This is a genomic window from Aneurinibacillus sp. REN35 (assembly GCF_041379945.2).
GTDB lineage: Bacteria > Bacillota > Bacilli > Aneurinibacillales > Aneurinibacillaceae > Aneurinibacillus.
Genome location: NZ_JBFTXJ020000002.1, coordinates 506,660 through 532,724, shown reverse-complemented (window position 1 = coordinate 532,724; position 26,065 = coordinate 506,660). Strand labels below are relative to the sequence as shown.

The window sequence follows — 26,065 nt, the reverse complement described above, 5'->3', positions numbered from 1 at the left end:
CAAGTGACTTCATTATGGTTCCGTAAGCGCGGAAGACGAGTAACACCGACAATTTTGCAGATGGAGGCCGTCGAATGCGGTGCTGTTTCCCTGGCTATTATCCTATCGTATTACGGTTGTCATATCCCAATTGAAACGCTGCGCGGAGACTGCGGTGTATCAAGAGACGGAAGCAATGCCGGTAATCTATTAAAAGCTGCCCGCAAATACGGCATGAATGCCAAAGGATTCAAGAAGGAACCGGAAAGTCTGCGAAAAATGAGCCCGCCCTTTATCGTTCACTGGAATTTTAATCACTTTCTTATCGTGGAGGGATTTAAGGGAAGTCGGGTGTATTTGAATGATCCTGCGCACGGTCCGCTTGTCGTGTCTGCAGAGGAGTTTGATCAGTCATTTACCGGTGTGGTGTTAACGATGGAGCCGGGTGAAGAATTCATACCGAAGGGCCGCAAGTTTTCAGTTCTGCATTCGTTAGGAACACAAGTCAAGGGATATGGTCGGGAATGGACATACCTTATTTTAACCGGACTTGCTTTGGCTGCGGTCGGTGTATTAATCCCCATTTTCCTGAAAATATTTGTGGATCAGATGCTGCTTGCCGATCAGATGCAGTGGATGTCGGCGCTGCTTTTCGGAATGGGTGTAACACTCGTGCTTCAAATGCTGCTTACAAAACTGCGCCAGTATGCGCTGTTACGATTGGAAACAAAGCTTTCGTTAAGCATGTGCAGCACATTCATATGGCATGTGTTCCGTTTGCCAGCCTCTTTTTTTGCCCAGCGGTATGCCGGCGAGATTGCCGGTCGAGCACAGGCGGGTGACCGGGTTGCTGAGTTTGTTACCGAGCGCTTAGCGGGAACGGTTATTGATTTTCTGCTCATTGGTGTATATTTCTGTTTTATGCTCGCATATGATATTCGGTTGGCCATGATCGCTTTTCTGGTTGCTGCCCTTAATGTGCTCTATCTGCTCTATGTATCAAGGTCGCAGTCTGATCAAAATCAGAAAATGCAAGTCGAGCAGGGAAAGCTATGGGGTACTTCTCTTGCAGGGTTATTGAATCTGGAATCACTGAAGGCGAGCGGAAGAGAATCCGACTTCTTTGCCCGGTGGGCCGGATATCAGGCGAACATGATTCGCACCCAGCAGAAGCTGGGCGTATCGAATCAGTATTTGTCAGCAGTTCCTGCCTTGCTGGAGCATCTGAATACCACGCTGATCTTGTGTGTCGGTGGTTTGTTTATTTTAAACGGCACGTTCAGCGTCGGGATGCTCTTGGCCTTTCAAGGATTTACAGCCGGTTTTTTACGACCTGTCAACAGTTTGGTGGTCATGGGTAAACAGCTTCAGGAAATGAAGGGACACTTATCCCGACTTGATGATGTGCTTCGTTACCCGATTGATCGTACATGTATCTCGCAACCGGAAGTGCAGACAGGAAAGAAACCGACGCTCTCTCCAGTAAAACTTTCGGGGGAAGTAGCATTGAATCACATTACATTTGGTTATAATGCTCTCGATGCTCCGCTGCTCCAAGATATTTCTTTGCAGATACTCCCAGGCTCGTTCATCGCGATCGTCGGCAGTTCGGGAAGCGGAAAATCGACGATTGCTAAAGTACTCTCAGGATTGTATGAGCCGTGGGCGGGCAGTGTCGTATGTGATGGAGTGGAGCGATCCGCCATTCCACGCTCGCTGCTGGTTCATTCGATCGCACTGGTCGATCAGGACATTCGCCTGTTTACGGGTACGGTTCGTGACAATATTACGTTATGGGATACGACAATTCCGCAATCTGTTGTCGCGCATGCTGCTAAGGATGCCTGCATTCATGAAGAAATTAGCGCAAGGCCGGGAGGATACGGGCATATGCTCGAAGAGGGGGGACGCAACTTTAGCGGAGGGCAGGCGCAACGGATTGAAATTGCCCGCGCGCTTGCACAGCAGCCGTCCATTTTGATTTTTGATGAAGCGACCAGCGCACTAGACCCTGATGTAGAGTCGCGCATTTATGCCAATCTTCGTCGCAGAGGCTGTACCTGCATCATTATCGCTCATCGACTTAGTGCGATTCGTGATTGTGATCAAATCGTGGTGCTTGATAAAGGACGTATTGCACAGCAGGGAACGCATGATGAACTCCTTCGGACGGATGGGCTTTATGCGAGTCTATACAATGCGACAGCGCAAAAGGAGGAAGCGTCATGAATATGGACATGTGGCTTGGCTGCGCACATGAGGTTCTATCCTTTGCGAAACGCACATCATATCTAGTAGATGATCCGCAAGCGATATACATCGTCAAAGAAGGAATGTGCGAGATATATACAGCTCCGATTTATGAGGGGCGTGCCGCAAGCACAAAAATATTTTTACATAGTATCGAACCAGGGCAGTGTATGTTTGCCTTTTCTGACATACAGCCGGGCCGTTTCGGATTGATTGCGGATGCTCTGGCTGGGACAAAAATAATAAAGGTAGATTTGCAAGCATTGTTATCTACTGGTGATCAGGATAAGAGCCTTCTTGCACAAACAATTGATGAATGGCTTGGAAGCATTGCTGCCTCCGTTGTTATGCAGATGCCGCCGCGCAATGCCAACTCGGTTTCTGTTGAAGAAGAAACGATCGTCTGGCAGGAGAGTGAATTCATATCGAAAAACGGTGTGGTATGGACAATGCCGCTCACGCTGCCTATACAATGCTGGGGCAGACATGACGTGCCTGAAATTCCTGTTACTCATGCAATACCACTATCGCCTTCGGTATGGGTTGCATCCCGAAAAGGAAATCGGCTTGATCATGCAAATACGGAAACCTTTATAAAAGAAAGTGGATTTGTCGCAAGCTTACGTTCGTATCATCAGATCATTTGTTTATTCATTCAACGTAATGCAAGAGCTCGGGAAGAGGCGGAGAGAGCACGAATGAAGCTGCGCTCGTATCAAGATGACCGCATGATGGAACAAGCATTGTCGCGCTTTGCCGCTGTAGCCGAAAAGGAAGGACCGGAGAGGGCGTTGGCCGAATCTGAAGGCGATGAGCCGCTGCTACGGTGCTGCCGCTGGATCGGAGAAGAGCTTGGCATCCATATACAAGCCCCGAAACAAATTAATGAGCATGGGCGTAAGCTGCAGCCTGAAGAGATATTTAATGAGTCCGGGGTACGTTACCGCAAAGTTGCGCTGCGGGATCAGTGGTGGAGAGAGGATCATGGACCGCTGCTGGCATTTTGGAGTGATGGTTATCCTCTGGCTTTGATTCCGGGTAATGGTTCCTTCTATCATTTCCTAGATGGAATAACCGGCGAGAAGGGAAAGGTGAACGCTGAGCTGGCGATACAGATGGATGGCTTTGCTTATGAACTGTATCGGCCGCTTGCCAATAAGCCGTTGCAAGCAAAAGATTTGCTGCGTTTTCTTTTTACGCGCGGGACGAAAAAACATATGTACCGCGCTTTTATGTTCGGCCTTAGTACGGGGATTTTAGGCCTGGTTTTCCCTATTATTACCGGAATGCTCGTAGATACGATCATTCCGGCGGCAGAACCGGAATTACTGTTGTATATACTGATTTTGCTAGCGGCCGTTTCTTTTGCTATATTTGCATGCACCGTCTCGCAAGCATTTTTATGGCTGCGGTTATTTGGAATATCAGACGCTGCCCTGCAAAGCGCGACATGGGATCGTCTGCTCAATATGCCTGTAACATTTTTTCGTAAATATAATGCAGGAGATTTGGCGGAGCGAATCAGCGGTGTGAGCGCATCTTTTCGTCTTTTTGCTGACTGGGTTTCGGCGGGCATGTCAAATGCACTATTTTCTTTTGTGCAAATTATGCTGCTGTTTTGGTATGAACCTAAACTCGCGTGGCTTGCAATCGGACTGACCGTCGTCTACGTTCTGTTGTTTGCTTTAATCAGTGTGAAGCTGCGAAAATACACGCAGAAAACAGCGGAACAGGAAGGGGTGGTGAGCGGTATGCTTGTTCAGCTTGTGGCCAACATTCCGAAGTTGCGTGTTGCGGCCGCCGAGAGACGTGCATTTAATCGTTGGAGCAGCGCTTTTAGCATGCAGCGTTCTTTCACGTATAAATTACGCGAGGCAGGCAACCATTTGCAGGTAATCAATAGCGGCTATCCGCTTATGTCAAGTCTCGTTCTGTTCTGGGCGGTCTCTGCGTTCGGTATCCACATGAATCCGGGAGAATTTGTTGCCTTCTATACTGCATACTCGATTTTAATCGGTTCGGTCATTGGATTTTGCGCCTCCTCCATTCCGCTGTTTGCGCTGCTGCCTCTATACAAGCGGGTAAAGCCCCTGCTTGAAGAACAGCCTGAAACAGAAGCCAGTCGATCTGAACCGGGTGTGCTGCGGGGAGAAATTGAAATAAGTCATGTTTCCTTCGCCTATCATGCTCCTTCTGGCTTAACACTTGATGATGTGTCATTGCGGGTTCGAGCAGGAGAATATGTTGCGATCGTTGGCTCGTCTGGAAGCGGCAAGTCCACGCTGCTCCGTCTGCTGCTTGGCTTCGAAACACCGCTAACCGGTGCGATTCACTATGATGGAAAAGATTTGAATGGCCTTAATTTACGTGCTGTGCGTCGTCAATGCGGTGTCGTATTGCAAAATGGGCGCGTATGGGTTGGTGATATTTTGCAAAATATTACGGGACAGAGCAGTGACTTAACAATAAATGATGCCTGGGATGCTGCAGAGGCCGTCGGCTTGGATCGTGATATCAATCAGCTTCCAATGGGGATGCATACGGTCTTATCTGAAGATGGCGGAACATTTTCAGGGGGACAGAGGCAGCGCATTTTAATTGCCCGTGCGATTGTGAATAAACCAAAAATTGTTTTGCTCGATGAAGCAACCAGCGCACTGGATCAAATTTCACAGGAAAAAGTAACGCAGATGCTAAAAAACATGAATGCAACCCGTATTGTCATTGCCCATCGGCTCAGCACGATTGTCCATGCGGATCGAATTATTGTGATGGACAAAGGAAAAATCGTGCAGCAAGGAACGTATGAAGAGCTGTCTGCCCAGGAGGGCTTGTTTGCTTCGATGGCCCGTCGCCAAGTTGTATAAAAGTTTTGCAATTTGTGAATGGGATTACAGTTTTTGCTATAAAGCTTTCATATAATAAAACCATGCAAGATATACGAAAGGGAGGAAGTAAGATGAATTGGAACATGGAAAAAGTTGAAGAAGCGTTGAAAGTAATCAAACAAAAGGCAGCAGCAGATGCAGCATTTCGTACCCTATGCCTGAGCAACCCAGAGGAAGCAGTGAAACAGGCGACTGGCCTAGAAGTGCCGGAAGGCTTCAAGCTGCAGATGGTAGATAATGCGGGTGCACACTTAACGGTTGTGCTGCCTGATTTGCAGGCGGACGAAGGCGAGTTAGATGAATCCGAGCTTGCGCAAGTATCCGGTGGGGTAAGCTTTAGTGCTTTTATTATATACGATAGTCTTGACGATATTAGAAGACGAGGAAGCTTTAAATAGAAGAGAAAGTAAACATAAGCTTGTTAAAACAATAAGAGGAGGAATAAAAAGATGAATTGGAACATGGAAAAAGTTGAAGAAGCGTTGAAAGTAATCAAACAAAAGGCAGCAGCAGACGCTGCATTTCGTACCCTATGCCTGAGCAATCCGGAGGAAGCGGTGAAACAGGCGACTGGCCTAGAAGTGCCAGAAGGCTTCAAGCTGCAAATAGTAGAGAATGCGGGTGCAAACTTAACAGTTGTACTTCCTGATTTACAGGCGGGCGAAGGCGAATTAGATGAATCTGAGCTTACGCAAGTATCCGGTGGCACAAGCTTCAGCGCCTTTATATTGGAAGGTACGGGTAAAAGAAAATAGCGTTATTCACATCTCCCCCTTGCTACAACTATGCGGCATGGGGGACTGTTTTTTTAAAACTATTTCATGTTCGGAGTGAGACTCTATGATAGAAATAAAGCTAGTAACGCCTGAAAGTGCCAAACCGTACCAGACATTTACGTACCAAAGCTTTCGACAAGGAATCGTAGATACGACCGTTTCTCCTGAAAAACGTCCCATTGTTATTGGTGCTACTTTTATGGGAAGCCCAGTAGGCCTTGTGGTTGCAGGATGCAATCGGGGCGAAGGAGCGGCTAACGTTGTTTCTCTTTTTGTCCAGAAATCATTCCGCAACATGGGGGTTGGCACAGCCTTACTCAATTATTTAATAGATTATTTGCGATCAGAAGGTTTTATAAAAGCAACCGTTCAGTATTATGGCGTTGCTGATGTGCAAATCATAGAACGGGTGCTAGAAAAGTCAGGATGGCAATCCCCTGTGCTTTATAGCAGCTACTACCGCCTTGAACTACAGAATCTGAACGGACAAAGATGGATGTATCGAATGAAGCTGCCTTCATCGTATCAGTTATTATCATGGGAAGAAGTATCTGCAGAAGAGCGAAGCCAGATCAAAGATTTAAACGAGACGGAATACCGAAGTTATTACGATCCTTCCGAAAATGAAAAAGTAATTGTACAGACGTGCAGCTACTTTCTAAAGAAGAACGATACGATTATCGGCTGGTCCATTATCGAACGCCACCTAGAGGATACGCTCTTATATCGTGCGCTCTACATTCGTGAAGCTTATCGTGATAAGGGGTTGGGCATTGTGCTGGCGGCGAAGACGGCGCAGGGTGTCATGGCGTCACGCATACCGTACGGTGTCATTCAAATTGTGGCGGCCAATGAAAGGATGCAGAAGGTCTATAAGCGTATTATCGAGCCATTATCACCGACGATTACTTCATATTGGAGCTGTGAAAAAGAGCTGCAAATCCCGCATCGGTAGTTTATTGATGCGGATTTTTTATTACATACTCATCCTGTATCCTTTGGAAAGTGGGCGGATGTACAGACGCCTCTTGTTTGATATAATCGTAGACAGCACATACATAAAGGAGTACATAGATGAAGACATTAGTTCTCGCAGAGAAACCAAGCGTAGGCAGAGAGATTGCCCGCGTGCTTGGATGCAACCAAAAAAACAAAAATTATATAGAAGGTCCCAAATATATTGTCACTTGGGCGCTTGGCCATTTGGTCGAATTGGCTGAGCCTGAGGATTATGATCCAAAGTACAAAACATGGAGGCTGGATGATTTGCCGATCGTGCCTGATCGGATGCGGCTGAAGGTTATTCGGGAGTCGTCTCACCAATTCCGTGCCATCTCGCAATTGACCAAGCGTAAAGACATTAAGGATTTAATCATCGCGACAGATGCTGGACGGGAAGGGGAGTTGGTTGCGCGATGGATTATGGAGCTTATCAAATGGAACAAGCCGTATAAACGGCTGTGGATATCCTCGCAGACTGATAAAGCAATCAAAGAAGGATTCGCACAGGTTAAACCAGGGGCTGCTTACGATAATTTATATCAATCGGCTGTTTGCCGGGCTGAAGCGGATTGGCTGATCGGACTAAACATTACCCGCGCATTGACGAGCAAGTTCAATGCCCAACTATCCGCAGGCCGCGTACAAACGCCGACACTATCCATGCTGATTGAGCGCGAGGAGGAGATTCGGAAGTTCAAACCGGTTGAATACTGGACGCTTACTGCTGATTTTGGCTCTTTTAGCGGGATGTGGCGGGCAAAATCGAATCAGAACGGACGCCTCTTTAAAAAAGAGACGGCACAAGAAATTGACCGTAAAATCGAAGGGAAAAAAGGCAAGATCGTAGATGTCAAAACAAGCGAGAAAAACGAACCGCAGCCGCTCGCATACGATCTCACAGAACTTCAGCGTGACGCGAATAAACGGTATAACTTCTCAGCTAAGCACACCTCTAATGTACTGCAAAAACTGTATGAGCAGCATAAGCTTGTCACTTATCCGCGCACTGATTCGCGCCATCTTACAAGCGATATGATACCGACCTTTAAAAGCCGGCTTGACAGCATTGAGGTCGGACCGTATGCACAGCTTGTGCGCCCACTGCAAAAGCTGAAGTCACTGCCCATTACGAAGCGTATCGTTGATGACAGCAAAGTCACGGACCATCATGCGATTATTCCGACGGAAGAGCCGCTGCGTTTAGGTGAATTAACAAATGATGAGCGTAAGCTGTACGATTTGATCGTTCGGCGTTTTATTGCCCTGTTCTACCCGGCATACCGCTATGAGCGTATTCAATTGACAGCGGAAGTAGATGGTGAAGCCTTTTATGCACAGGGAAAAAGCGTGAAGGATATCGGATGGAAGACGGTATACGGCGCGGAGTCTTCTGCCTCTTCAGCGGAAGAGACAGGGGAGGAGGAAGCTGATCAGACGCTGCCGCCGCTACGTGAAGGCGATGAGGTTGCGATTAAGCATACGGCTATGCACAGCCATCTCACAAAGCCGCCGCAGCGTCTTACCGAATCCGACCTGCTTGCGCGCATGGAAAAAAACAATCTTGGTACGCCAGCCACCCGTGCGGACATTATCGAGAAGCTGCTTAAAACCGATACGATTGAGCGGCAGGGAAATCGCCTGTATCCGACGAAGAAGGGAACGCAACTGATCGAATTGGTGACAGAAGAATTACGCTCGCCAGAGCTGACTGCCAAATGGGAGTGCCAGCTTGAAGATATTGCTCGCGGCAGAGGAGATGCCGCCGCATTCTTATCCAATATTCGTCGTCAAGCCGCTGTCCTGGTAAAAGAAATTCGGACGAGCGAAGCGGAATACAAGCCGCACAATGTGACCGGATCAAAATGTCCCGAGTGCGGCGAGAACCTGCGTGAGATTAAGGGCAAGCGTGGCAAAATGCTCGTATGTCCGAGTCGTGAATGCAGCTATAGACGCTCGGCAGAGAAGCAGTTATCCAATCGTCGCTGTCCGCAGTGTAAGAAAAAGATGGAGCTTCGTACAGGGAAAGCGGGCAAGTTCTTCCAATGCAAGCCGTGTAATGTTGTCGATAAGCTTGAAGAGGCAGCAAGCGGAAAAGGCGGCAAAATGAACAAACGCCAGGAAAAGGCGCTGCTTACCAAATACAGCAATGATGGAGGGTTGTCGTCTAATCTAGGCGATTTGTTAAAGGCGGCACTTGAGAAGAAAAAAGAGTAGTAAATAGAGAGCCGATGATTTCGCAGAATGAGAAGTCGTCGGCTTTTTGTTGTTGATTTCTCAAAAAATAGAACACGCTTGCTTTTATGTTACATAGAAGTAAGGATTCGTTGTCTATATGGTTGGGAATGCAACATATTCTTATTTCTGCGTCTGCTTTCGCAATTTATAGAAAAAAGGAAATCGCTTCTTTCCTGCAACTGCATTTTCTGAATTTGCTGGAAAGTATTCTTCCATACTTTCTATATATTTGCATCACAGTTGTCGGCTGTACAGCTAAAAACAGCCATATAAAGACGAAATATTCTTACAGCATGGCATCTATTTTGCAATGGCTCTTTCTTATAGGAAACAGAGAATCACTCTGTTTGATCCAGTAAAAAGGAGGAGGAGTATATGGGCAATACTTCATTGAAACGATCATTGAAGCTAAGGCATATTGTTATGCTTGGGCTTGGGTATTTAACGCCAATGGTCGTCTTCGATACATTCGGCATTGCTTCTGGGGAAACCGGAGGACATGTTCCACTTGCCTATCTCATTGCGCTTGCTGCCATGCTGTTTACTGCATTCAGCTACGGGAAAATGGTGCGTGCGTTCCCAAGTGCGGGCTCTGCGTATACCTACGCACAAAAAAGCATCCATCCGCATGTCGGCTTTTTGGTCGGATGGGCTGCGATGCTTGATTATCTCTTTCTTCCCATGGTCAATATTTTGCTGATGCAGATTTATTTTACAGCGATCTTCCCTAGCGTCCCGCCGTGGGTGTGGGTGGTGCTTTTCGTTTTATTTGTTACTGGTATTAATATAAGAAGTGTGAAGTCGGCCGCAAATGTAAATACGGTTTTTGTCATCTACCAGTTTGTTGTTGTGGCAGCTTTTATCGCCTTGGCGGTCTGGGTACTCCAAGAAACGCCCCAGGCGGGCAGCATTAACTGGGCGCAGCCATTTTATGGCGAAGGGATGCAGATGTCCGCATTGATGGCTGGAGCTACTGTATTATGTTTCTCTTTTCTAGGGTTTGATGCGGTGACAACGTATTCAGAAGAAACGGATGATCCGAAGCGAACCATTCCACGCGCGATTTTTCTTACCGCTCTTCATGGCGGAGGGCTCTTTATCGCCGCCTCCTATTTTGTGCAGATTATCTTTCCAAGCGTTGAAATGTTTAAAAATCCGGATGCAACCGCCCCGGAAATCTCTCTGTTTGCAGGGGGACGAGCGTTTGAGTTATTTTTCCTTGGTGCGTCCTTTCTCGGTGCTCTGGCTTCTGGTATCGCCTCTCACGCTAGTGTATCCCGGCTTTTATACGTAATGGGACGCGACAAGGTTCTCCCCAATAAATTTTTCGGCTATGTGCATCCAAAGTGGAGAACGCCGTTGTTTAATGTCATATTTACTGGTGTCGTCTCGCTTGGTGCGGTATTCTTCACACTCGAAGCAGCAACTTCCTTTATTAACTTTGGCGCATTAATCGCATTTACGTTCGTTAATTTATCAGTCATTGCCCATTATGCATTACACAAAAAGCAATATCGAACAGGGAAAGAATTGCTATCGAATGTAATTGTTCCGTTGATTGGCGCCGCCTTTGTCGCTGTGCTCTGGTATAATCTGGACGGGAACTCCTTTATGCTTGGACTGGTGTGGGTGGCATTCGGGTTCTTTTATCTGATGTATTTAACGCGCATGTTTAAGGCAAAACCTATCGAAATGCGGTTTGATGAAACCGAGAGCGAAGAAAAAGAAGACGAAGAGGATCGTACATCCATCCATGCCTAAAGCGAAACGGACAGAGAACGCTGCGTTCTTTGTCCGTTTTTTTGACGAAAATATTTGAAAGACAAAACAAAAATGATAGAATAAATAAACAATAGACTGAAAATTTAATAAAAGGAGAGGTAGCTTGACGCCCTTATTGAGCATTCAACCGATGGTACAGCTTGTCGCGGATGCGATTTCCGCTGCGCTCAAAGTAGAGACAGAGATCGTAGATGAAGATATGACCGTTATAGCCGGGACGGGAAAGTATCGCGAGAAGATCAATCTAAAGGAAGAAGGAGGAAGTCGCGAGGAGGGGTATCTGTATGGCCGTGTCCTGATGCACAATCGATGGTATGTGGTCGAGAATGCGCAGCAGGACCCGGAATATGATCCTTCCGTACAAAATGGGGATACAGAGGAATTCGCAGAGATTTGCTGTCCGATTCGCTATCATGGCGAGGCCATTGGCGTAATCGGCCTCATCGCCTTCACCCCGGAGCAGCGGCAGCACCTCATCTACAACCAAGAAAACATGCTGACATTTCTCTTCCGTATGGCGGAGTTGATCGAAAGTAAAATATCGGAAGTGCGGGCCATTCATCAACTAGAGCTTACGACGCAGAACTTGGCCACGCTGCTCGAATCGGTACAGGAAGGAATTATCGCCATTGACGCTGACGGACGGATTACTCATTGCAACCGAGCTGCCGAGCTATTGATTCACCGGGACAAAAAGCAAGTAATCGGCCAGCCGCTTGATTCGGTATGGCCCGGTTCTCCCATGCTTGATGTGCTGCGGAGCGGGCAAGGGTATAAAGAAAAAGAAGAAATCTATACATCGCCTTCTTCACATATGCACTTTATTGTTGATGCGGTGCCGGTCATCCTCAATGAGCAACTCGTATCTGTCGTCGCATCTTTTCGTCGTATGTCGGATGTGCGTCGCCTCGCTTATTCGTTGACAGGCAGTGAAGCGCTATCCTCATTCTCCGGTATCAAGGGCGAGAGTCAATCGGTTCAGGTTATTAAGCAGCAGGCAGCTCAAGTGGCCAGAAGTCACTCCAGCGTGCTTATTACGGGAGAGAGCGGTACGGGAAAGGGATTGTTCGCCATGGCGATTCACTCGCACAGTCCCCGCAGCTCAGGCCCTTTTATTACAGTGAATTGCGGGGCCATACCGGAAACGCTGCTCGAATCCGAGCTGTTCGGTTATGTGAAAGGCGCGTTTACTGGAGCCAATCGGGAAGGGAAGCCGGGAAAATTCGAGCTGGCTAACGGAGGCACTCTTTTCCTTGATGAAATCGGAGACATTCCGCTCCATTTGCAGGTGAAGCTTTTGCATGCCCTGCAATACAAACAAATCCAGCGTGTGGGAGGCGAGCGGCCGATACCGGTGGATATTCGGGTGATTGCCGCTACCAACCGGAATCTTGAGCAGATGGTAGAAGAGAGAGAATTTCGTTCCGATTTGTATTTTCGTTTGAATGTCATTCCGCTCTACATTCCGCCACTGCGGGAGCGAAAAGAAGATATCCCAGCTCTCATGCATCATTTTCTCCAAAAGCATGCTCGATTGTTGGCGCGGAACGTGAGCGGTTTTTCTTTAGAGGTGCAGGAATTATTTCTTCACTATCCGTGGCCGGGAAATGTGCGTGAGCTTGAAAATGCGGTTGAATATGCGGTGAATATGGAAACAGGTCCGATCATCGGACCGGAGAGCATTCCCCAGCGCGTGCTTCGTCTGCGAAGTACAGAGCGTGAGATGCTGTCACTTAAAGAGCGAATCTATCAATTTGAAGGTACGATTCTTGCAGACATGCTAAAAAAGTACGGGACGTCTGTACAGGCAAAACGAAAAATTGCTAAAGAGTTAAATATCAGCTTAGCTACGCTCTACCGAAAATTAGAAGAACAGGCATTTCTCAAAAATAAGAAATATTCCTGATTTTTGAGAAAGAAATTATACGAAGTAAGAAAGAGCGCTACTATTTTATTGTACGCAAGCTAAAAAGATATAAAAATTTCTCAGAAATAAGAATGATTTTTGCTGCGATGCTAGCGATACGATAAGGAAAACCGGGAGATTCCCCGGTTTTTTTATTTGGCATAGCAATTGCTTATAAACAAAGATAAAGAAAAAATCTAAAAAAAAGGATGATATTATGCGAAAAACAAATCAGGAAGTATTGCAGGCTGCAGAAGAGATTCTCTCATTCATTGAAAAAAAGACGCTGGCGCTGGATGAGCAACAGCAAATTGTGGATGATTCCATCTATAATTTTACCAACTTTGTGACTGAAGCGATCCTAAAACACCGCAAATCGGTATCAACGGATTTCTCTGTTGTGGAATGGCAGGGAGAGGGAGCGGTATTCCGTGATACAAAGGGAGACGAGTACATTGATTGTCTTGGAGGTTATGGCGTCTACTTACTTGGACACCGTCATCCAAAGGTAGTCAATGCGGTGAAGGCACAAATTGACCGTTATGCGCTGCACAGTCAGGAGATGGTCGATCCGCTGCGCGGCTACTTATCCAAGCTGGTCGCCTACATTACTCCTGGGGATTTGCAGCATACGTATCTCGTGAATTGTGGAACGGAAGCAAATGAGATGGCGTTAAAGCTAGCCCGACTGTCCACGGGGAAAAAGTCCTTTATTTCAATGGAAAAAGGATTCCACGGTAAGACGCTTGGTTCATTGTCTGCATCAGGAAAAGCAACATTCCGGGAGCCGTATCTGCCGCTCGTCCCAGGCTTTCAGCATGTGGAATACGGCAATGCTGATGCGGTGGAGGCGGCGATTCGCAACCTGATCAATGTAGGGGAGACCGTCGCCGGGGTAATTGCCGAGCCAATTCAGGGTGAGGGCGGGGTCAACATGCCGCCAGAAGGCTATTTCAAGCGCCTGCGCGAGATTTGTGATCGCTATGAGTGTTTGCTTATTATAGATGAAGTACAGACAGGAATGGGACGTACAGGTAAAATGTTCGGAATGGATCACTATGATGTTGTGCCGGATATTATGACTCTTGGTAAGGCATTCGGAGGCGGTGTGATGCCGATTGCAGCCATGGTTGCCAAGCGTAAACACTGGGGCAAGATGGAGGAGAATCCTTTCCTGCTCGGCTCCTCTACCTTTGGGGGGAACCCGCTTTGCTGCGCGGGTGCAATCGCTGGGATCAAGACAATTATCGAAGAGGACATTCCGCGTCAAGCAGGGGAGAAGGGCGATTATATTCTCGCACGTCTAGCTGAAATCAAAGAGCAATTCCCAGACATGATGAAAGAGGTACGCGGCGTAGGTCTTCTTATTGGAATGGAATTCTCTACGAATGCAATTGGATATGAGCTGGCGAAGCGTTTATTTGGAGATCATATTTTGGTGGGGGGTACGCTTAACAATGCGACAGTGATTCGCTTGGAGCCGCCGGCGGTCATCTCCTACGAACAAATCGATACGGTGCTCGATGCGATTGAACGCAATTTAGGTGCGATGCAAAGTGAAAAAGTAAGCCTTACAAGTAAGTGATAGTGATTTCTTGCCCAAGTGATTTTGCTAAAAGGGAGGAAAAGCATGAGCGGCACAACACATGAAGCAGGCACCGTACAGGCGACGCGCCTGCGGCATATGTATATTGACGGCAAATGGACAGAAAGCTTTACAGGAGCTACACGAGATATCATCAACCCGGCGACAGGTGAGGTTATCGGTACAGTAGCTGAAGGTGGGGCGGAAGAAGCAGCAGCAGCCATTAAGGCCGCCCGCCGCGCCTTCGATGAAGATGGCTGGGCTTCAAGTCATGCGCGGGAGCGCGCTGCGATTCTGCTGCGGACGGCCGAATTGCTTGAGCAGCATGCAGAGGAATTCGCCGTGCTCGATACGCTGAATAACGGCAAGCCATTGCGCGAATCGCGCTATGATGTAGAGGACGCGGCCAATCAGTTTCGATATTTTGCAGGACTTGCTACGACACCACACGGACAGACATACGATGTGCCTGATGAGATACAGGCAGTTGTTGTTCGCGAGCCGCTCGGCGTGGTGAGTCAGATCATTCCTTGGAATTACCCGCTTGTTATGGCGACACAAAAAATTGCTGCGGCACTCGCAGCAGGCTGTACACTTGTAATTAAGCCTGCCGAACAGACGCCGCTCTCTCTGATTCGCCTTTTTGAGCTGCTTGAAGAGGCGTCTCTTCCAAAGGGAGTAGCCAATCTTGTATTGGGTCGAGGTGAATCGGTAGGAGGGGAGATGGCTCGCCATCCGCTGGTGGATAAAGTTGCGTTTACCGGAGGAACACAGACGGGCATTGCGATTATGAAAGCTGCTGCAGATACGGTAAAGAAGGTAGGGCTTGAGCTTGGGGGCAAGTCACCGAATATCGTGTTTGCGGATGCGGATTTTGAGACAGCGGTAGATTATGCGTTGTATGCGATCTTTGCCAATCAAGGGCAAGTGTGCTCGGCAGGATCGCGTCTGCTGCTAGAGCGAAGCATTCACGATCGCTTTGTTGCAGAGCTTGTCGAGAGGGCACAGCACATTACTGTTGGTCCGGGCATGGACGAGGCAACGGAGATGGGACCGCTCATTTCGGAAGTGCAGATGAATCGAGTCCTGCAATACATTGAAATTGGTAAAGAGGAAGGAGCGACCCTGTGCTGTGGCGGCATGCGTCTGCTGGATAACGGGTTAGCAAACGGCTTTTTTGTTGCGCCGACCATTTTTACAAACACAGAGCCGGCTATGCGAATCGTTCAGGAGGAAATTTTCGGGCCTGTGCTTGTTATTCAAACATTTGAAACCGAGGAAGAAGCGATCCGCCTTGCCAACGGAACAAAATATGGGCTAGCAGGAGCGGTATTCACTTCCGACGGGGCGAAAGCCCAGCGCGTGATTCGCAAGCTTAGGGCAGGTATTACGTGGATTAATACGTATCATCCAACATTCAATGAAGCGCCATGGGGTGGCTATAAACAGAGCGGTATTGGACGTGAGCTGGGAACGTACGGATTTGAAGAGTATCTCGAAGTTAAGCAGATTAATACCAGCTTGCATGTAAAGCCGAGCGGTTGGTTTGCTAAGAAAGAAAAATAAGGAGACAATAAAATAATTATGTAAACAAAAAGCCGCATACGCTATCAAGCATCGTGCGGCTTTTTGTAATGTTAGAAATAAGCGTCTGCTTATTCCCACGGTTTGCGTACAGTCAGAAATTCAGCTAAGCGGCGGCTTTCTTCTCGCCGCATTTTGCGCATCTGTGAACGCTGTGCCGCGCGTTCGTGCAGCTTTTTTTCTTCCTCCGTTTCCGGAATCACGCGAGGAACAGGCACAGGTTTTTTATTCTCATCAAGGGCTACAAAGGTAAGAAAGGCGGTGGCTGCAATCTTTCGCTCTCCTGTATAAAGACCTTCCGAGATTACTTTGACGAATACTTCCATGGAACTTGTACCGGTCGAGATGACAAACGATTCTACGCATACCGAGTCATTCGGATTGATTGGATAGAGAAAGTCAACCGAATCAGTAGAAGCTGTTACGACCGGAACGCGCGCATGCCGGGTTGCCGAGAGGGCGGCTACATCGTCAATATACGCCATCAGCTTTCCCCCGAACATAGTGCCATGCTGATTCGTGTCTGGGGGTAGCACGATGCTTGTTTTAACTACACGTGAATCTTTGACTGCTTTGTCTTTCATAGTATCGCACACCTTTTTCTATAAAATAATTTTGGCTAAGGCTTGTCATACTCAGCGAACTTTTCTCATTTATTATAGTACCCGGGTTTGTTAGAGAAAATGGCAGAAGGATAAGTTTATGTTTTGGGACTTTTCCCTTTTGCCACAATTTTTAAAGTAAAGTGTTATAGTATGCGGTTGACTGTTATACACACTTATACGCTACAATCAGTTTTGTAAAGAACGAACCCATAACACTTCGTGATTAGGGGCTAAGTGTTATACATAATCATCTATACAAAATCGAAAGAAAAAGCAGGAGGAAGATAATTATGACACAGCAAGGAACTGATCGAGTAAAACGCGGAATGGCAGAAATGCAAAAAGGCGGCGTCATCATGGACGTTGTGAATGCGGAGCAAGCACGCATTGCAGAAGCAGCAGGGGCGGTAGCTGTTATGGCGCTAGAGCGCGTACCAGCTGACATTCGCGCAGCAGGCGGGGTAGCACGTATGGCGGATCCAACGATTGTGGAAGATGTGATGGCAGCCGTAACAATCCCGGTAATGGCCAAAGCACGTATCGGTCATTTCGTAGAGGCAAAAGTTCTAGAAGCATTAGGCGTAGACTACATTGACGAATCAGAAGTATTGACTCCAGCTGATGAAGTGTTCCATATTAATAAGCGCGATTTCACGGTTCCGTTCGTATGCGGTGCTCGTGACCTTGGCGAAGCGCTGCGCCGAATCGGTGAAGGGGCATCCATGATCCGTACAAAAGGTGAGCCGGGAACAGGTAACATCGTAGAGGCTGTTCGTCACCAGCGTATGATGCAAAGCCAGATTCGCAAGATCGCCAGCATGTCTGAAGATGAGCTGATGGCAGAAGCAAAAAATATCGGCGCACCATATGAGCTTCTTAAGCAAGTTCGTGACACTGGTAAGCTGCCGGTCGTAAATTTTGCAGCAGGCGGTGTAGCCACTCCTGCGGATGCAGCTCTCATGATGCAGCTTGGTTCTGACGGTGTATTCGTAGGTTCAGGTATCTTCAAGTCAGATAATCCGGAACGCTTTGCTCGTGCTATTGTAGAAGCAACCACTCATTATCAAGACTATGCATTGATCGGACAGTTGTCTAAAAACCTTGGTAATGCAATGAAAGGCATTGATGTAACATCCCTGCTCGAAAACGAGCGCATGGCTGTACGGGGCTGGTAAGCCATGAAAGTAGGCGTATTGGCGCTGCAGGGTGCGGTGGCGGAGCATCTTCGCCTCCTTACCCTTGCAGGTGCGGAAGCGGTCGCAGTGAAACGAGTAGAACAGTTGGATGAACTCGATGGTCTGGTGATCCCTGGAGGCGAGAGTACCGCGATTGGCAAGCTGATGAAGAAATACGGCTTTGATACAGCTCTGCGCGAATTTGCAGCACAGAAAAAGCCGTTGTTCGGCACGTGTGCGGGCCTGATCATCTTAGCTAATGCCATTGAAGGCCAGGATTGGGTTCACCTTGGTCTAATGAACATCAATGTAGCGCGCAATGCGTTCGGACGCCAGCGGGAGAGCTTTGAAATTGATCTGCCGATTCCAGGTGTAGCCGAAGATTTTCGTGCCGTGTTCATCCGTGCGCCGCTCATTCGCGAGGTGGGCGATGAAGTAGAGATTCTGGCTCGCTATAAGGATGAGATCGTTGCTGCGCGTGAAGGACATCTGTTATGCGCATCGTTTCATCCGGAGTTGACAGATGATGCACGCTTACATGCGTATTTTCTTACTATGGTTAAAGAATACCGCGCACAAGAAGCGGTCGGCATTGCAAAATAATAGATCAAAAAACAGCACGCAGGAGGCGAAGAGCTTCTTGCGTGCTGTTTTTATTTAGACGATTGGTGCCTTGCGGTATACCGAAGATGTGTGGGTAAAGGCAGATACGGCATTGCATAGCGCCTGCACGCCTTCTTCAAGCTCCCGTTCATTCATATAAGAGAAGCTGAGCCTGAGAAAGTGGCGTTTCGATTCGATGGGATAGCAGGCTGCGCCCGGCAAAAAGGTGATCTGATGGTTGCGGGCATAAATTAGAAAATCCTCCGTATCAATTTGGTGCGGAAGTGAGAGCCATAGGTTGACCCCACCCTGTGGGGGAATCCAGCTTACGCCAGGGGGCATATGCTCTGTCAGCAACTCAATCATCATATCCCGGCGCAGTTGTAGAGCGATGCGCAGCTTCTTGATATGGTTGCGCATTCTCTCCGAATGAAGGAGTGGTAGAATTGCTTTTTGCGTTAAGAGCGGACTGCCTAAATCCATATTGCCTTTTGCGGCGATAAGCCGATTGAGTATCGTGCCGGAAGCGGTTAATACGCCAACACGACAGCCGGGCGCAAGGATTTTACTCAATCCCTTTAGATAGATAACATGTCCGTGCTCGTCCATGCTCTTAAGCGAGGGAGGCGGCTGTTTTTCGAAATAAATCTCGCTCCATGGATCGTCCTCTAGAATAAGGCACTGTGTCTCTGCGGCGATGTCAAGCAGCTGCCGCCGCCGCTGCATCGTCATGACCGTACCGGTCGGGTTATGAAAGGTGGGCATGGTGTAGATCAGCTTTGGCTTATATTTTTCGCATAATGCTGCTAGCATGTCCACCCGCATGCCGTGTTCATCTACCGGAACAGGGAGAATGGTTGCCCCCTGCCAGCGGAATACATCAATGGCTGCCGGATATGTGGGCGCTTCGGTGAATATGATATCTCCGGGACCGATGAATGTCCGTGCTACTAAATCGATCCCTTGTTGCGTACCGTTTGTAACCAGAATCTCTTCAGAAGAGGTCTTAATTTTATTTTCACGCAGATAATGCGCAAGCTCCGTACGAAGTGCCAAATCTCCCTGCATGTCACCGTATGTAGAGAGAATGCGCGGCTCCTGGGCAAGAATCCGCTGAATCTCTTTTTCTAGATACCGGTTAGGAAGAAGACCGGGATCAATGGTGGAGGAGAAGAATTCGAAGCGTGCCGAGACTTGATGATAGCGTGAGAATTGGGCGCGCGGCAAATAGTCAGGAATAGATAGCTGCCAATCGTATGACGCCTCGTGCTTATTCTTTTCTACAATTTGCTTCTTTTGTACGAAGGTGCCGCGACCTTGTACGCGCTGAATAAATCCGTCTTCTTCGAGCTGATCATATGCCTGGACAACCGTCATAAGACTGACTCCGCTTTGCTTGGCCAGCGTACGAACAGATGGTAGACGGAAGCCTTCTTCTAGCAGATCGGATTGAATCCGATCGACAATCACCTGATAAATTTGTCGGGCAAGCGAGACCGGTAATTGACGGTTCACCTTAATTTGCATTGCATACTCTCCTTATATAAAAGTGTTATAGGCACTTTGCTGTATATAGTATAACACAATAACACTTAGCACACAGAAAGCAGTTGTTTCTAATTTTGCAGGTAGTTTTTAATACGCCGACAATTTTTAATAATATAACAATGGTGCAAAGGGTTGAAAAAATTTTTTTGATAGGTAAAATATCACTAGTAAACAAAACCCAATATATGTCGAAAATGGCAAACCCACCGAAAGATGGGGACGCAAAGCCTAGGATCTAAGGTTCCGAAAGAACTAAGATAGCCGGTTGCCGAAATCATACTACATAGCATGGTGCTTTTATTTGTGAACGTTTGCTCATATGGCAGCGGATCGCAGGATTCGGGCGCTATCTTTGATGATGAAGGCTATTCCATTACGGAAAATAGTCTTTTTTCTTTATCGGAAGAAATACGTACAGCAAAGAGAATGGAGAGTTGTAAGCAATGATGAACATGAAAGAAGTACAAGCGTTATTTCCAAGTGAGGATGGAAACAAACAAAGCCAGCAATCGCTGCTTGGTTTCATTCACACACTGATCGAAGAACTAGATGAGCTAAAAGATCCGCATCGTTCCACGCTTGGTCCTATGCGGGAGCGTACAGGGGATTTCTATAAAGAAATTATGGAATCTGCCACAGCGCCGCAGCATGGGGCAAAAATGGAAGAGGTCGTAAACAAGCTGCTAGAGCTGGCACAGGGCCATCCGTACCATACGAGAAACTTTGTCACGAATGTCCTGCCAATGGCAAGCATTCCTGGTATTATCGGGGCGCTTCTGGCTACGCTGCTGAACGGAAATAACCTATGGGATGTATACGGTCCTGCCGGTGCGGAGGCGGAAGTGAATGTGATTGCGATGATGTCCCGTCTTGCTGGCTATGATGTAGCCTCTTCCTGGGGCTATACGACATGGGGCGGTCAAGGCGCTGTTTTCTCGGGTTTGCGCCTGGCGATTGCCAAGCAGTTTCCGAATGCTAAAGAAGAAGGAGTACCGAATCATCTATACTGCTTCGCTTCCGAGAATGCACATTACAGCTTGCTAAAATCAATGGAAGCAACCGGGATTGGCAGCAACAACCTCATTACAGTTAAAGCCGACCCGGCTACCCATGCGATGGATGTAGGTGATCTGCGCACGAAAATGGAAGACGTAATTCGCAAAGGTGGAATTCCTATCTACATTGTCGCCACGACAGGTGCAACCGATTCATTCGGGATTGACGATGTGGCAGCAATCAAGGCAGAAGCGGAGACGATTACGACAAAGCACGGGTTAAAACCTGCACACATTCATGCCGACTCAGCCCTTGGCGGTTTCTATTGTCTCTTCAATGATTATGATTTTGCCCGCAATCCGCTTGGATTCGAAGCGCCGCTGTGCGAAAACCTAAAGAAAATTCGGGAGAAAATGCAGCATCTTCATCTTGCAGATACCCTTTGCTTTGATTTTCAAAAGCTTGGGCAGACACCGTATTTGACCTCGCTCTTTCTTGTTAAGAATGGAAAAGATGTTGGGCTATTGGATCTGCATGAATTCGAGACCCCATATGTAGGAAACCGTGGCTATGGAAGCTACCACACAAGCTATACATTGGAATGCTCTCGTATGGCAAGTTCCATTGCCATCTATGCAGCTTTGCTTGCATTTGGCGTGGAGGGCTACCAACAGATTCTCGCCAATTATGTGCGGGTGAATATGGCATTCCGTGAAAAAATCAGTGCCAAATTCCCGAATATGGCTATTACAAATGCGGACAATCCAGGCCCGATTACGACGTTCCGCTTCTACCCGGGACAGCCGGAATGGCAGCAGGAGAAGGCTGGAAAGCTGGCACAGATGCGCATTGAACGAAATAACAAATGGAACTATGCCTTATTTGAGCAGTTGGGCAAGCAGCGCGACCGGGTATTTTTCGGGGATACGACACGTCAGTGCGTCATTGACGCCATAGATTCGACCGATCGTGTGCCGTTGTATGTGGCGAAGTTCTTCTCCATCTCACCATATACTACAATCGAGACACTTGATGAGATTGTTGCATTTTTGGCAGAGCAAGTAGAACTGACGGATGCAGCACGGGAGGAGCAGCTTATGTATGTTTAAGATGAAACATTCACTTAGCAGAAAGATTACCGCTTCCTTCGCGCTGTGCATTCTAGTCCTCTCCCTGCTGTTTAGCGTGACCTTTTATAAAGTAGCGATGGGGATTGTCGATCAGTATGTGCTGACACAATTTGAGCACACCTTAAAAAATAATATCATCGACTTAAAAAAGAATGTAAACAAGATGCTTGTCAATCAATCGGATAGCGGCTCTGAAGCAGAGTATCAGCAGCTTTTGGCGTTTCTTGACGATGAGAAAAAAAGAATGGACGTTGAAAATGTCTATGTTCTGGCTAAAAAGGACAAGACGTACATTGTAGCGCTCAGCGGAGAGCCGGACCAGCGTAATGCTGATTATCCGTTTACCGCTGAGATGAATGCGGCGTTTACTGGAGAGATGCAGACCAGTTCTATATACAAAGACGTGTACGGGATTCATAAGTCGGCATTTTTACGCCTCGAAGGCACGGATACGATCCTCGGCATTGATATGGATGCTGCATTTATACAAGAAGTAAAAAGCTTCATTATTTCTATGAGCGTAATTATGACGTTAATCTCGATGGTGCTTGGCTGCGCGGCCGGATATGTAGTTGCACGAAGAATTACACGGCCGATTCTCGCGTTCGTAAATTTAACACAAAAAGTTGCAGAAGGTGATCTGCGCGACGAGGTTCATACGAATGCAAAAGATGAAATCGGCAGGTTGGCTGAAAGCTTTAACATGATGATTCGTCAGTTAAAAGAAATGGTCAAACAAGTGACAGGAACATCCGATCATGTATTACAATCGGCCAATCATCTCTCCCAGAGCGCTCAATTAACAACAGAGATGATTCACCAAAGTACATCAGCGGCCCAGGAGATTGCATCAGGAAGTGAAGCATTGGCACAGGTAGCTGTTGAAAACGCACAGGCTATGGAAGAAATTGCGACAGGAGTTCAGCATATTACCGAGTCATCGGTTGTAGTCTCTGAAGAAACAATTGAAGCATCCCGGACAGCAGCGGAAGGCAATCAGATGATTCAAAAGGCGGTAACACAGATGGATTCGATTTCTGCTTCGCTTGAGCACTCGACCCAACTTGTTAAACAAACGAATGAACGCACAAGTGAAATCGGCCATGTCGTGGAATTGATCACCGATATCGCAAGTCAGATTAATTTGCTTGCATTGAATGCGGCTATTGAAGCGGCTCGTGCAGGTGAATACGGACGCGGCTTCGCAGTTGTAGCAGACGAGGTACGCAAGCTTGCTGAGCAGTCAGCGAAATCAGCCAGCGAAATCACCGGTTCCCTGCAGGCTATTCGCGAGGACTCCTTCCGTTCTGTGGAAGCGATGAACCGCATGACAGAAGAAGTAGCAGCAGGGTCAAGCATTGTAGATGGAGCGGGGCAGTCATTCGAGCGGATTCTGCATCTGATTGATGATATTGCGCAGAAGATTCAAGCGGTATCAGCAGTGACGCAGCAGGTTTCTGCGAGTGCGCAGGAAATCTCCGCCTCAGCGGAAGAAACGGCGCAAATTACAGGAGAGACAATGGAGCATACCCGTAAAATGGCAGCCTCTTCCCAAGAACAGCTAGCTACAATGGAAGAGAATGCGCGTACCGCATCCACGCTGCATGGGCAGGCGGATGAGCTGCGCTCGCTTGTAGGGACATTTCGAATCGAATAATGAAAGAAGTAAGATGCGGGAATTATATTATTCTCCGCATCTTTTTTATAGAGCCTGTCGTATAGCAACGATTCGTCTGCTCGTAATCGGGGTACTATGTTTCTTGGGTGGAAACACGAAGAGACTAGAGCAAACAAAGGAAGTTGAACATATGGTAAACCTCACAGATATACTTCGAAGACAGAAAACAATCGAGCAGGAGATCAAAAAATACCAACGATTAAAAGAGCAGCGTTTTGAATTGCTTCAATTACGCCGGGAGCTGCACATTCAGCCGGATGCGGAGGATTTGAAATTCATCGAATCCCTAAATGAAAGCATATCGAACATCGAGAAGCGAATGGCTGACGTAAGGCGGAATATATCAGTACAACAACAAAATAATGAGAAGTAAAAAAAACAAAAAAGAGCATGGAAATCGCGTGCTCTTTTTCTTATGGGGCTTACATACAAATTAACATGATTGTGATAGTAGACATGATATAATGAAGGATGCGTGTATGGGTCGTATGAGGGATGATAAGAGATAGAGAGAGTGAGGAAGAGGTTTATGAAGCAAACATATTCATTGCAGGAGAAAATTCGCCAGCTCTTGGTGATTCTGCTGCCTGTGCTCGTCACGCAGCTAACATTGTATGCGATGAATTTTTTTGATACGGTCATGTCTGGCCATGCGAGCCCGGATGATCTGGCTGGTGTGGCGATTGGATCAAGCCTATGGATGCCTGTATTTACCGGCTTATCCGGAGTCATGTTAGCTATTACACCGATTATTGCGCAGTTTCTTGGGGCGAGGAATACGGAACATATGCCGGCAACTGTTATGCAGGGTGTCTATTTGGCGTTTCTGCTGACTGTCCTTGTTATCGCAGGCGGTTCCGCTGCTTTATCGCCGATGCTGTCACAGATGGAGCTTGCGACAACGGTACGTGTCATCGCGCATGATTATTTGTTCGCGATCGCATTTGGCATCGCGCCTTTATTTGTTTCGATGGTGCTGCGCTGTTTTATTGATGCGCTCGGATACACGCGCATTACGATGTTGATTACATTGATGGCACTTCCGATTAACGTTGTATTGAATTACGTATTAATTTACGGGAAGTTCGGATTTCCGCAGTTGGGCGGAGTCGGGGCCGGATACGCGACAGCGGTGACGTATTGGTGCATTGCGCTGTTCAGCGTGTATGTTATTCATCGTTTTGAACCATTTGCGGGGTATAAAGTATTTCATCGCCTGCCCCGTGTCTCCTTGCTCGCATGGAAAGAGCAGTTGAAGATCGGGGTTCCTATCGGATTTTCTATTTTTTTTGAGACGAGTATTTTTGCAGCGGTAACGCTTCTAATGAGTGAATTTAATACCATTACGATCGCAGCACATCAGTCGGCGCTCAATTTTGCTTCCTTATTATATATGATCCCTATGAGCATTGCGATGGCGCTTACGATTACTGTCGGATTCGAAGTGGGGGCGCAGCGGTATAAGGACGCAGTGCAATATAGTTATGTCGGCATCAGCATGGCGGTATGTATGTCGCTTGTATGTGCGGTATTCCTGTTTTTGTTTACCGGACAGGTGGCGAAGCTGTATACGACAGATCCAAGCGTGCTTGCATTAACAAAGCAATTTTTAGTCTATGCGATTTTCTTTCAGCTATCCGATGCGATCGCGGCACCCATTCAGGGAGTACTGCGCGGCTATAAAGATGTGAATGTCGTCTTTGTTATCGCATTTGCTTCGTATTGGATCATCGGATTGCCGGTAGGCTATGTGATGGCTAATTACACAGCACTTGCTGCGTTTGGTTATTGGGTTGGCCTGATTGTCGGCCTTCTATTTGGTGCAATCGGTCTTAGTCTGCGGCTCTTCAACACACAGCGCCGCTTTCAGAAGAGACTAGAACAACACTGTGCATAGCAGCGGGTAGACGAATAGACATTTGTTTTTTAAAAGAGGATGCGATATAATTTATCTATTATGGACATAATTTTCCAACTATCTTGCTTGCATAAGCAGGTGCGGCACCTGTCGCGATAAATCCTGGTAACAGTTTTCTTTCCATACTTCATAAATAAAGAATTTTATTCGCAGAGAGGGGTATGTGCATGGATAGCATTCAAGGCAAATATCGAATTACGGATGGCAGTGGAAAATTATTGCTTGAAAACAACGAAAGCATCTCGCTTATCGTAGGTAAGGCTTTGAAGATTATGCATCCGGAAGAAGGATGGTTACAGGGCATCTACCAGGGAAGCGGAGAAGTAGTGCATCCAAAAGGAACGTATCAATTACAAGAAGGCGATGTTATTCGCATTTTAAAGTGACATATATCGTGTCATGTAGTGAAATTTCCCTATCCGATA

19 protein-coding genes and 1 riboswitch are annotated in these 26,065 nt (G+C 47.3%); of the genes, 17 read left to right on the top strand and 2 right to left on the bottom strand.

Annotated elements, in window-relative coordinates:
• Window positions 1-3 precede the first annotated feature (3 nt).
• The 10 genes from AB3351_RS06005 (at window position 4) to AB3351_RS05960 (ending at window position 15,969) form a co-directional block, all read left to right on the top strand.
• A complete protein-coding gene (locus AB3351_RS06005) occupies window positions 4-2,208 on the top strand; it encodes an NHLP family bacteriocin export ABC transporter peptidase/permease/ATPase subunit (RefSeq protein ID WP_371146202.1) in 2,205 nt (734 codons plus the stop codon).
• The gene (locus AB3351_RS06000; RefSeq protein WP_371146201.1) at window positions 2,205-5,096 is read left to right on the top strand and encodes an NHLP bacteriocin export ABC transporter permease/ATPase subunit; all 2,892 of its coding nucleotides are present in this window, start codon (window positions 2,205-2,207) and stop codon (window positions 5,094-5,096) included. Before AB3351_RS06005 ends, AB3351_RS06000 begins: the two co-directional genes overlap by 4 nt.
• Window positions 5,097-5,188: 92 nt before the next feature.
• A complete protein-coding gene (locus tag AB3351_RS05995; RefSeq protein ID WP_371146200.1) occupies window positions 5,189-5,515 on the top strand; it encodes an NHLP leader peptide family RiPP precursor in 327 nt (108 codons plus the stop codon).
• A gap of 51 nt (window positions 5,516-5,566) precedes the next feature.
• A complete protein-coding gene (locus AB3351_RS05990) occupies window positions 5,567-5,872 on the top strand; it encodes an NHLP leader peptide family RiPP precursor (RefSeq protein WP_371146199.1) in 306 nt (101 codons plus the stop codon).
• Window positions 5,873-5,957: 85 nt separating this feature from the next.
• Window positions 5,958-6,848 carry a GNAT family N-acetyltransferase gene (locus AB3351_RS05985; protein ID WP_371146198.1) on the top strand — a complete coding sequence of 297 codons (891 nt, stop codon included), beginning with the start codon at window positions 5,958-5,960 and terminating at the stop codon, window positions 6,846-6,848.
• 119 nt (window positions 6,849-6,967) lie between these two features.
• A complete protein-coding gene (locus AB3351_RS05980) occupies window positions 6,968-9,109 on the top strand; it encodes a DNA topoisomerase III (RefSeq protein ID WP_371146197.1) in 2,142 nt (713 codons plus the stop codon).
• A 396-nt stretch (window positions 9,110-9,505) separates the two neighbouring features.
• Window positions 9,506-10,891 carry an APC family permease gene (locus tag AB3351_RS05975; protein WP_371146196.1) on the top strand — a complete coding sequence of 462 codons (1,386 nt, stop codon included), beginning with the start codon at window positions 9,506-9,508 and terminating at the stop codon, window positions 10,889-10,891.
• Window positions 10,892-11,015: 124 nt separating this feature from the next.
• Window positions 11,016-12,818: a sigma-54-dependent Fis family transcriptional regulator gene (locus tag AB3351_RS05970; RefSeq protein WP_371146195.1), complete on the top strand. Its 1,803-nt coding sequence runs from the start codon at window positions 11,016-11,018 to the stop codon at window positions 12,816-12,818.
• A 217-nt stretch (window positions 12,819-13,035) separates the two neighbouring features.
• Window positions 13,036-14,403 (top strand): putrescine aminotransferase, encoded by a 1,368-nt coding sequence (locus AB3351_RS05965; protein WP_458306037.1) that lies wholly within the window; start codon window positions 13,036-13,038, stop codon window positions 14,401-14,403.
• 45 nt (window positions 14,404-14,448) lie between these two features.
• Entirely contained in the window at window positions 14,449-15,969 is a 1,521-nt protein-coding gene (locus AB3351_RS05960) for an aldehyde dehydrogenase family protein (RefSeq protein WP_371146194.1), read from the top strand.
• Window positions 15,970-16,058: 89 nt separating this feature from the next.
• Here AB3351_RS05960 and AB3351_RS05955 read toward each other — a convergent pair whose 3' ends face one another.
• Window positions 16,059-16,571, bottom strand: a complete 513-nt coding sequence (locus AB3351_RS05955; protein ID WP_371146193.1) for an acyl-CoA thioesterase — start codon at window positions 16,569-16,571, stop codon at window positions 16,059-16,061.
• Between the two features lie 311 nt (window positions 16,572-16,882).
• Between AB3351_RS05955 and pdxS the strand changes: the two genes are divergently transcribed.
• A complete protein-coding gene (pdxS, locus tag AB3351_RS05950; protein ID WP_371146192.1) occupies window positions 16,883-17,767 on the top strand; it encodes a pyridoxal 5'-phosphate synthase lyase subunit PdxS in 885 nt (294 codons plus the stop codon).
• 3 nt (window positions 17,768-17,770) lie between these two features.
• Entirely contained in the window at window positions 17,771-18,370 is a 600-nt protein-coding gene (gene pdxT / locus AB3351_RS05945; protein WP_371146191.1) for a pyridoxal 5'-phosphate synthase glutaminase subunit PdxT, read from the top strand.
• A gap of 54 nt (window positions 18,371-18,424) precedes the next feature.
• Here the strand turns inward: pdxT and pdxR are convergent, their stop codons facing one another.
• Window positions 18,425-19,897, bottom strand: a complete 1,473-nt coding sequence (gene pdxR, locus AB3351_RS05940) for a MocR-like pyridoxine biosynthesis transcription factor PdxR (RefSeq protein ID WP_371146190.1) — start codon at window positions 19,895-19,897, stop codon at window positions 18,425-18,427.
• Between the two features lie 207 nt (window positions 19,898-20,104).
• A riboswitch (cyclic di-GMP riboswitch) is annotated at window positions 20,105-20,191 on the top strand.
• Between the two features lie 179 nt (window positions 20,192-20,370).
• Here pdxR and AB3351_RS05935 point away from each other — a divergent pair.
• From AB3351_RS05935 to AB3351_RS05915, 5 genes are all read left to right on the top strand, one after another.
• Entirely contained in the window at window positions 20,371-22,023 is a 1,653-nt protein-coding gene (locus AB3351_RS05935; RefSeq protein ID WP_371146279.1) for a pyridoxal phosphate-dependent decarboxylase family protein, read from the top strand.
• Window positions 22,016-23,701, top strand: a complete 1,686-nt coding sequence (locus AB3351_RS05930; RefSeq protein WP_371146189.1) for a methyl-accepting chemotaxis protein — start codon at window positions 22,016-22,018, stop codon at window positions 23,699-23,701. The genes AB3351_RS05935 and AB3351_RS05930 overlap by 8 nt, the downstream gene beginning before the upstream one ends.
• A 151-nt stretch (window positions 23,702-23,852) precedes the next feature.
• Window positions 23,853-24,095 carry a hypothetical protein gene (locus AB3351_RS05925; RefSeq protein WP_371146188.1) on the top strand — a complete coding sequence of 81 codons (243 nt, stop codon included), beginning with the start codon at window positions 23,853-23,855 and terminating at the stop codon, window positions 24,093-24,095.
• Window positions 24,096-24,251: 156 nt separating this feature from the next.
• Entirely contained in the window at window positions 24,252-25,619 is a 1,368-nt protein-coding gene (locus AB3351_RS05920) for an MATE family efflux transporter (RefSeq protein ID WP_371146187.1), read from the top strand.
• Between the two features lie 188 nt (window positions 25,620-25,807).
• Window positions 25,808-26,026, top strand: a complete 219-nt coding sequence (locus AB3351_RS05915; RefSeq protein WP_371146186.1) for a hypothetical protein — start codon at window positions 25,808-25,810, stop codon at window positions 26,024-26,026.
• Window positions 26,027-26,065: the final 39 nt, after the last annotated feature.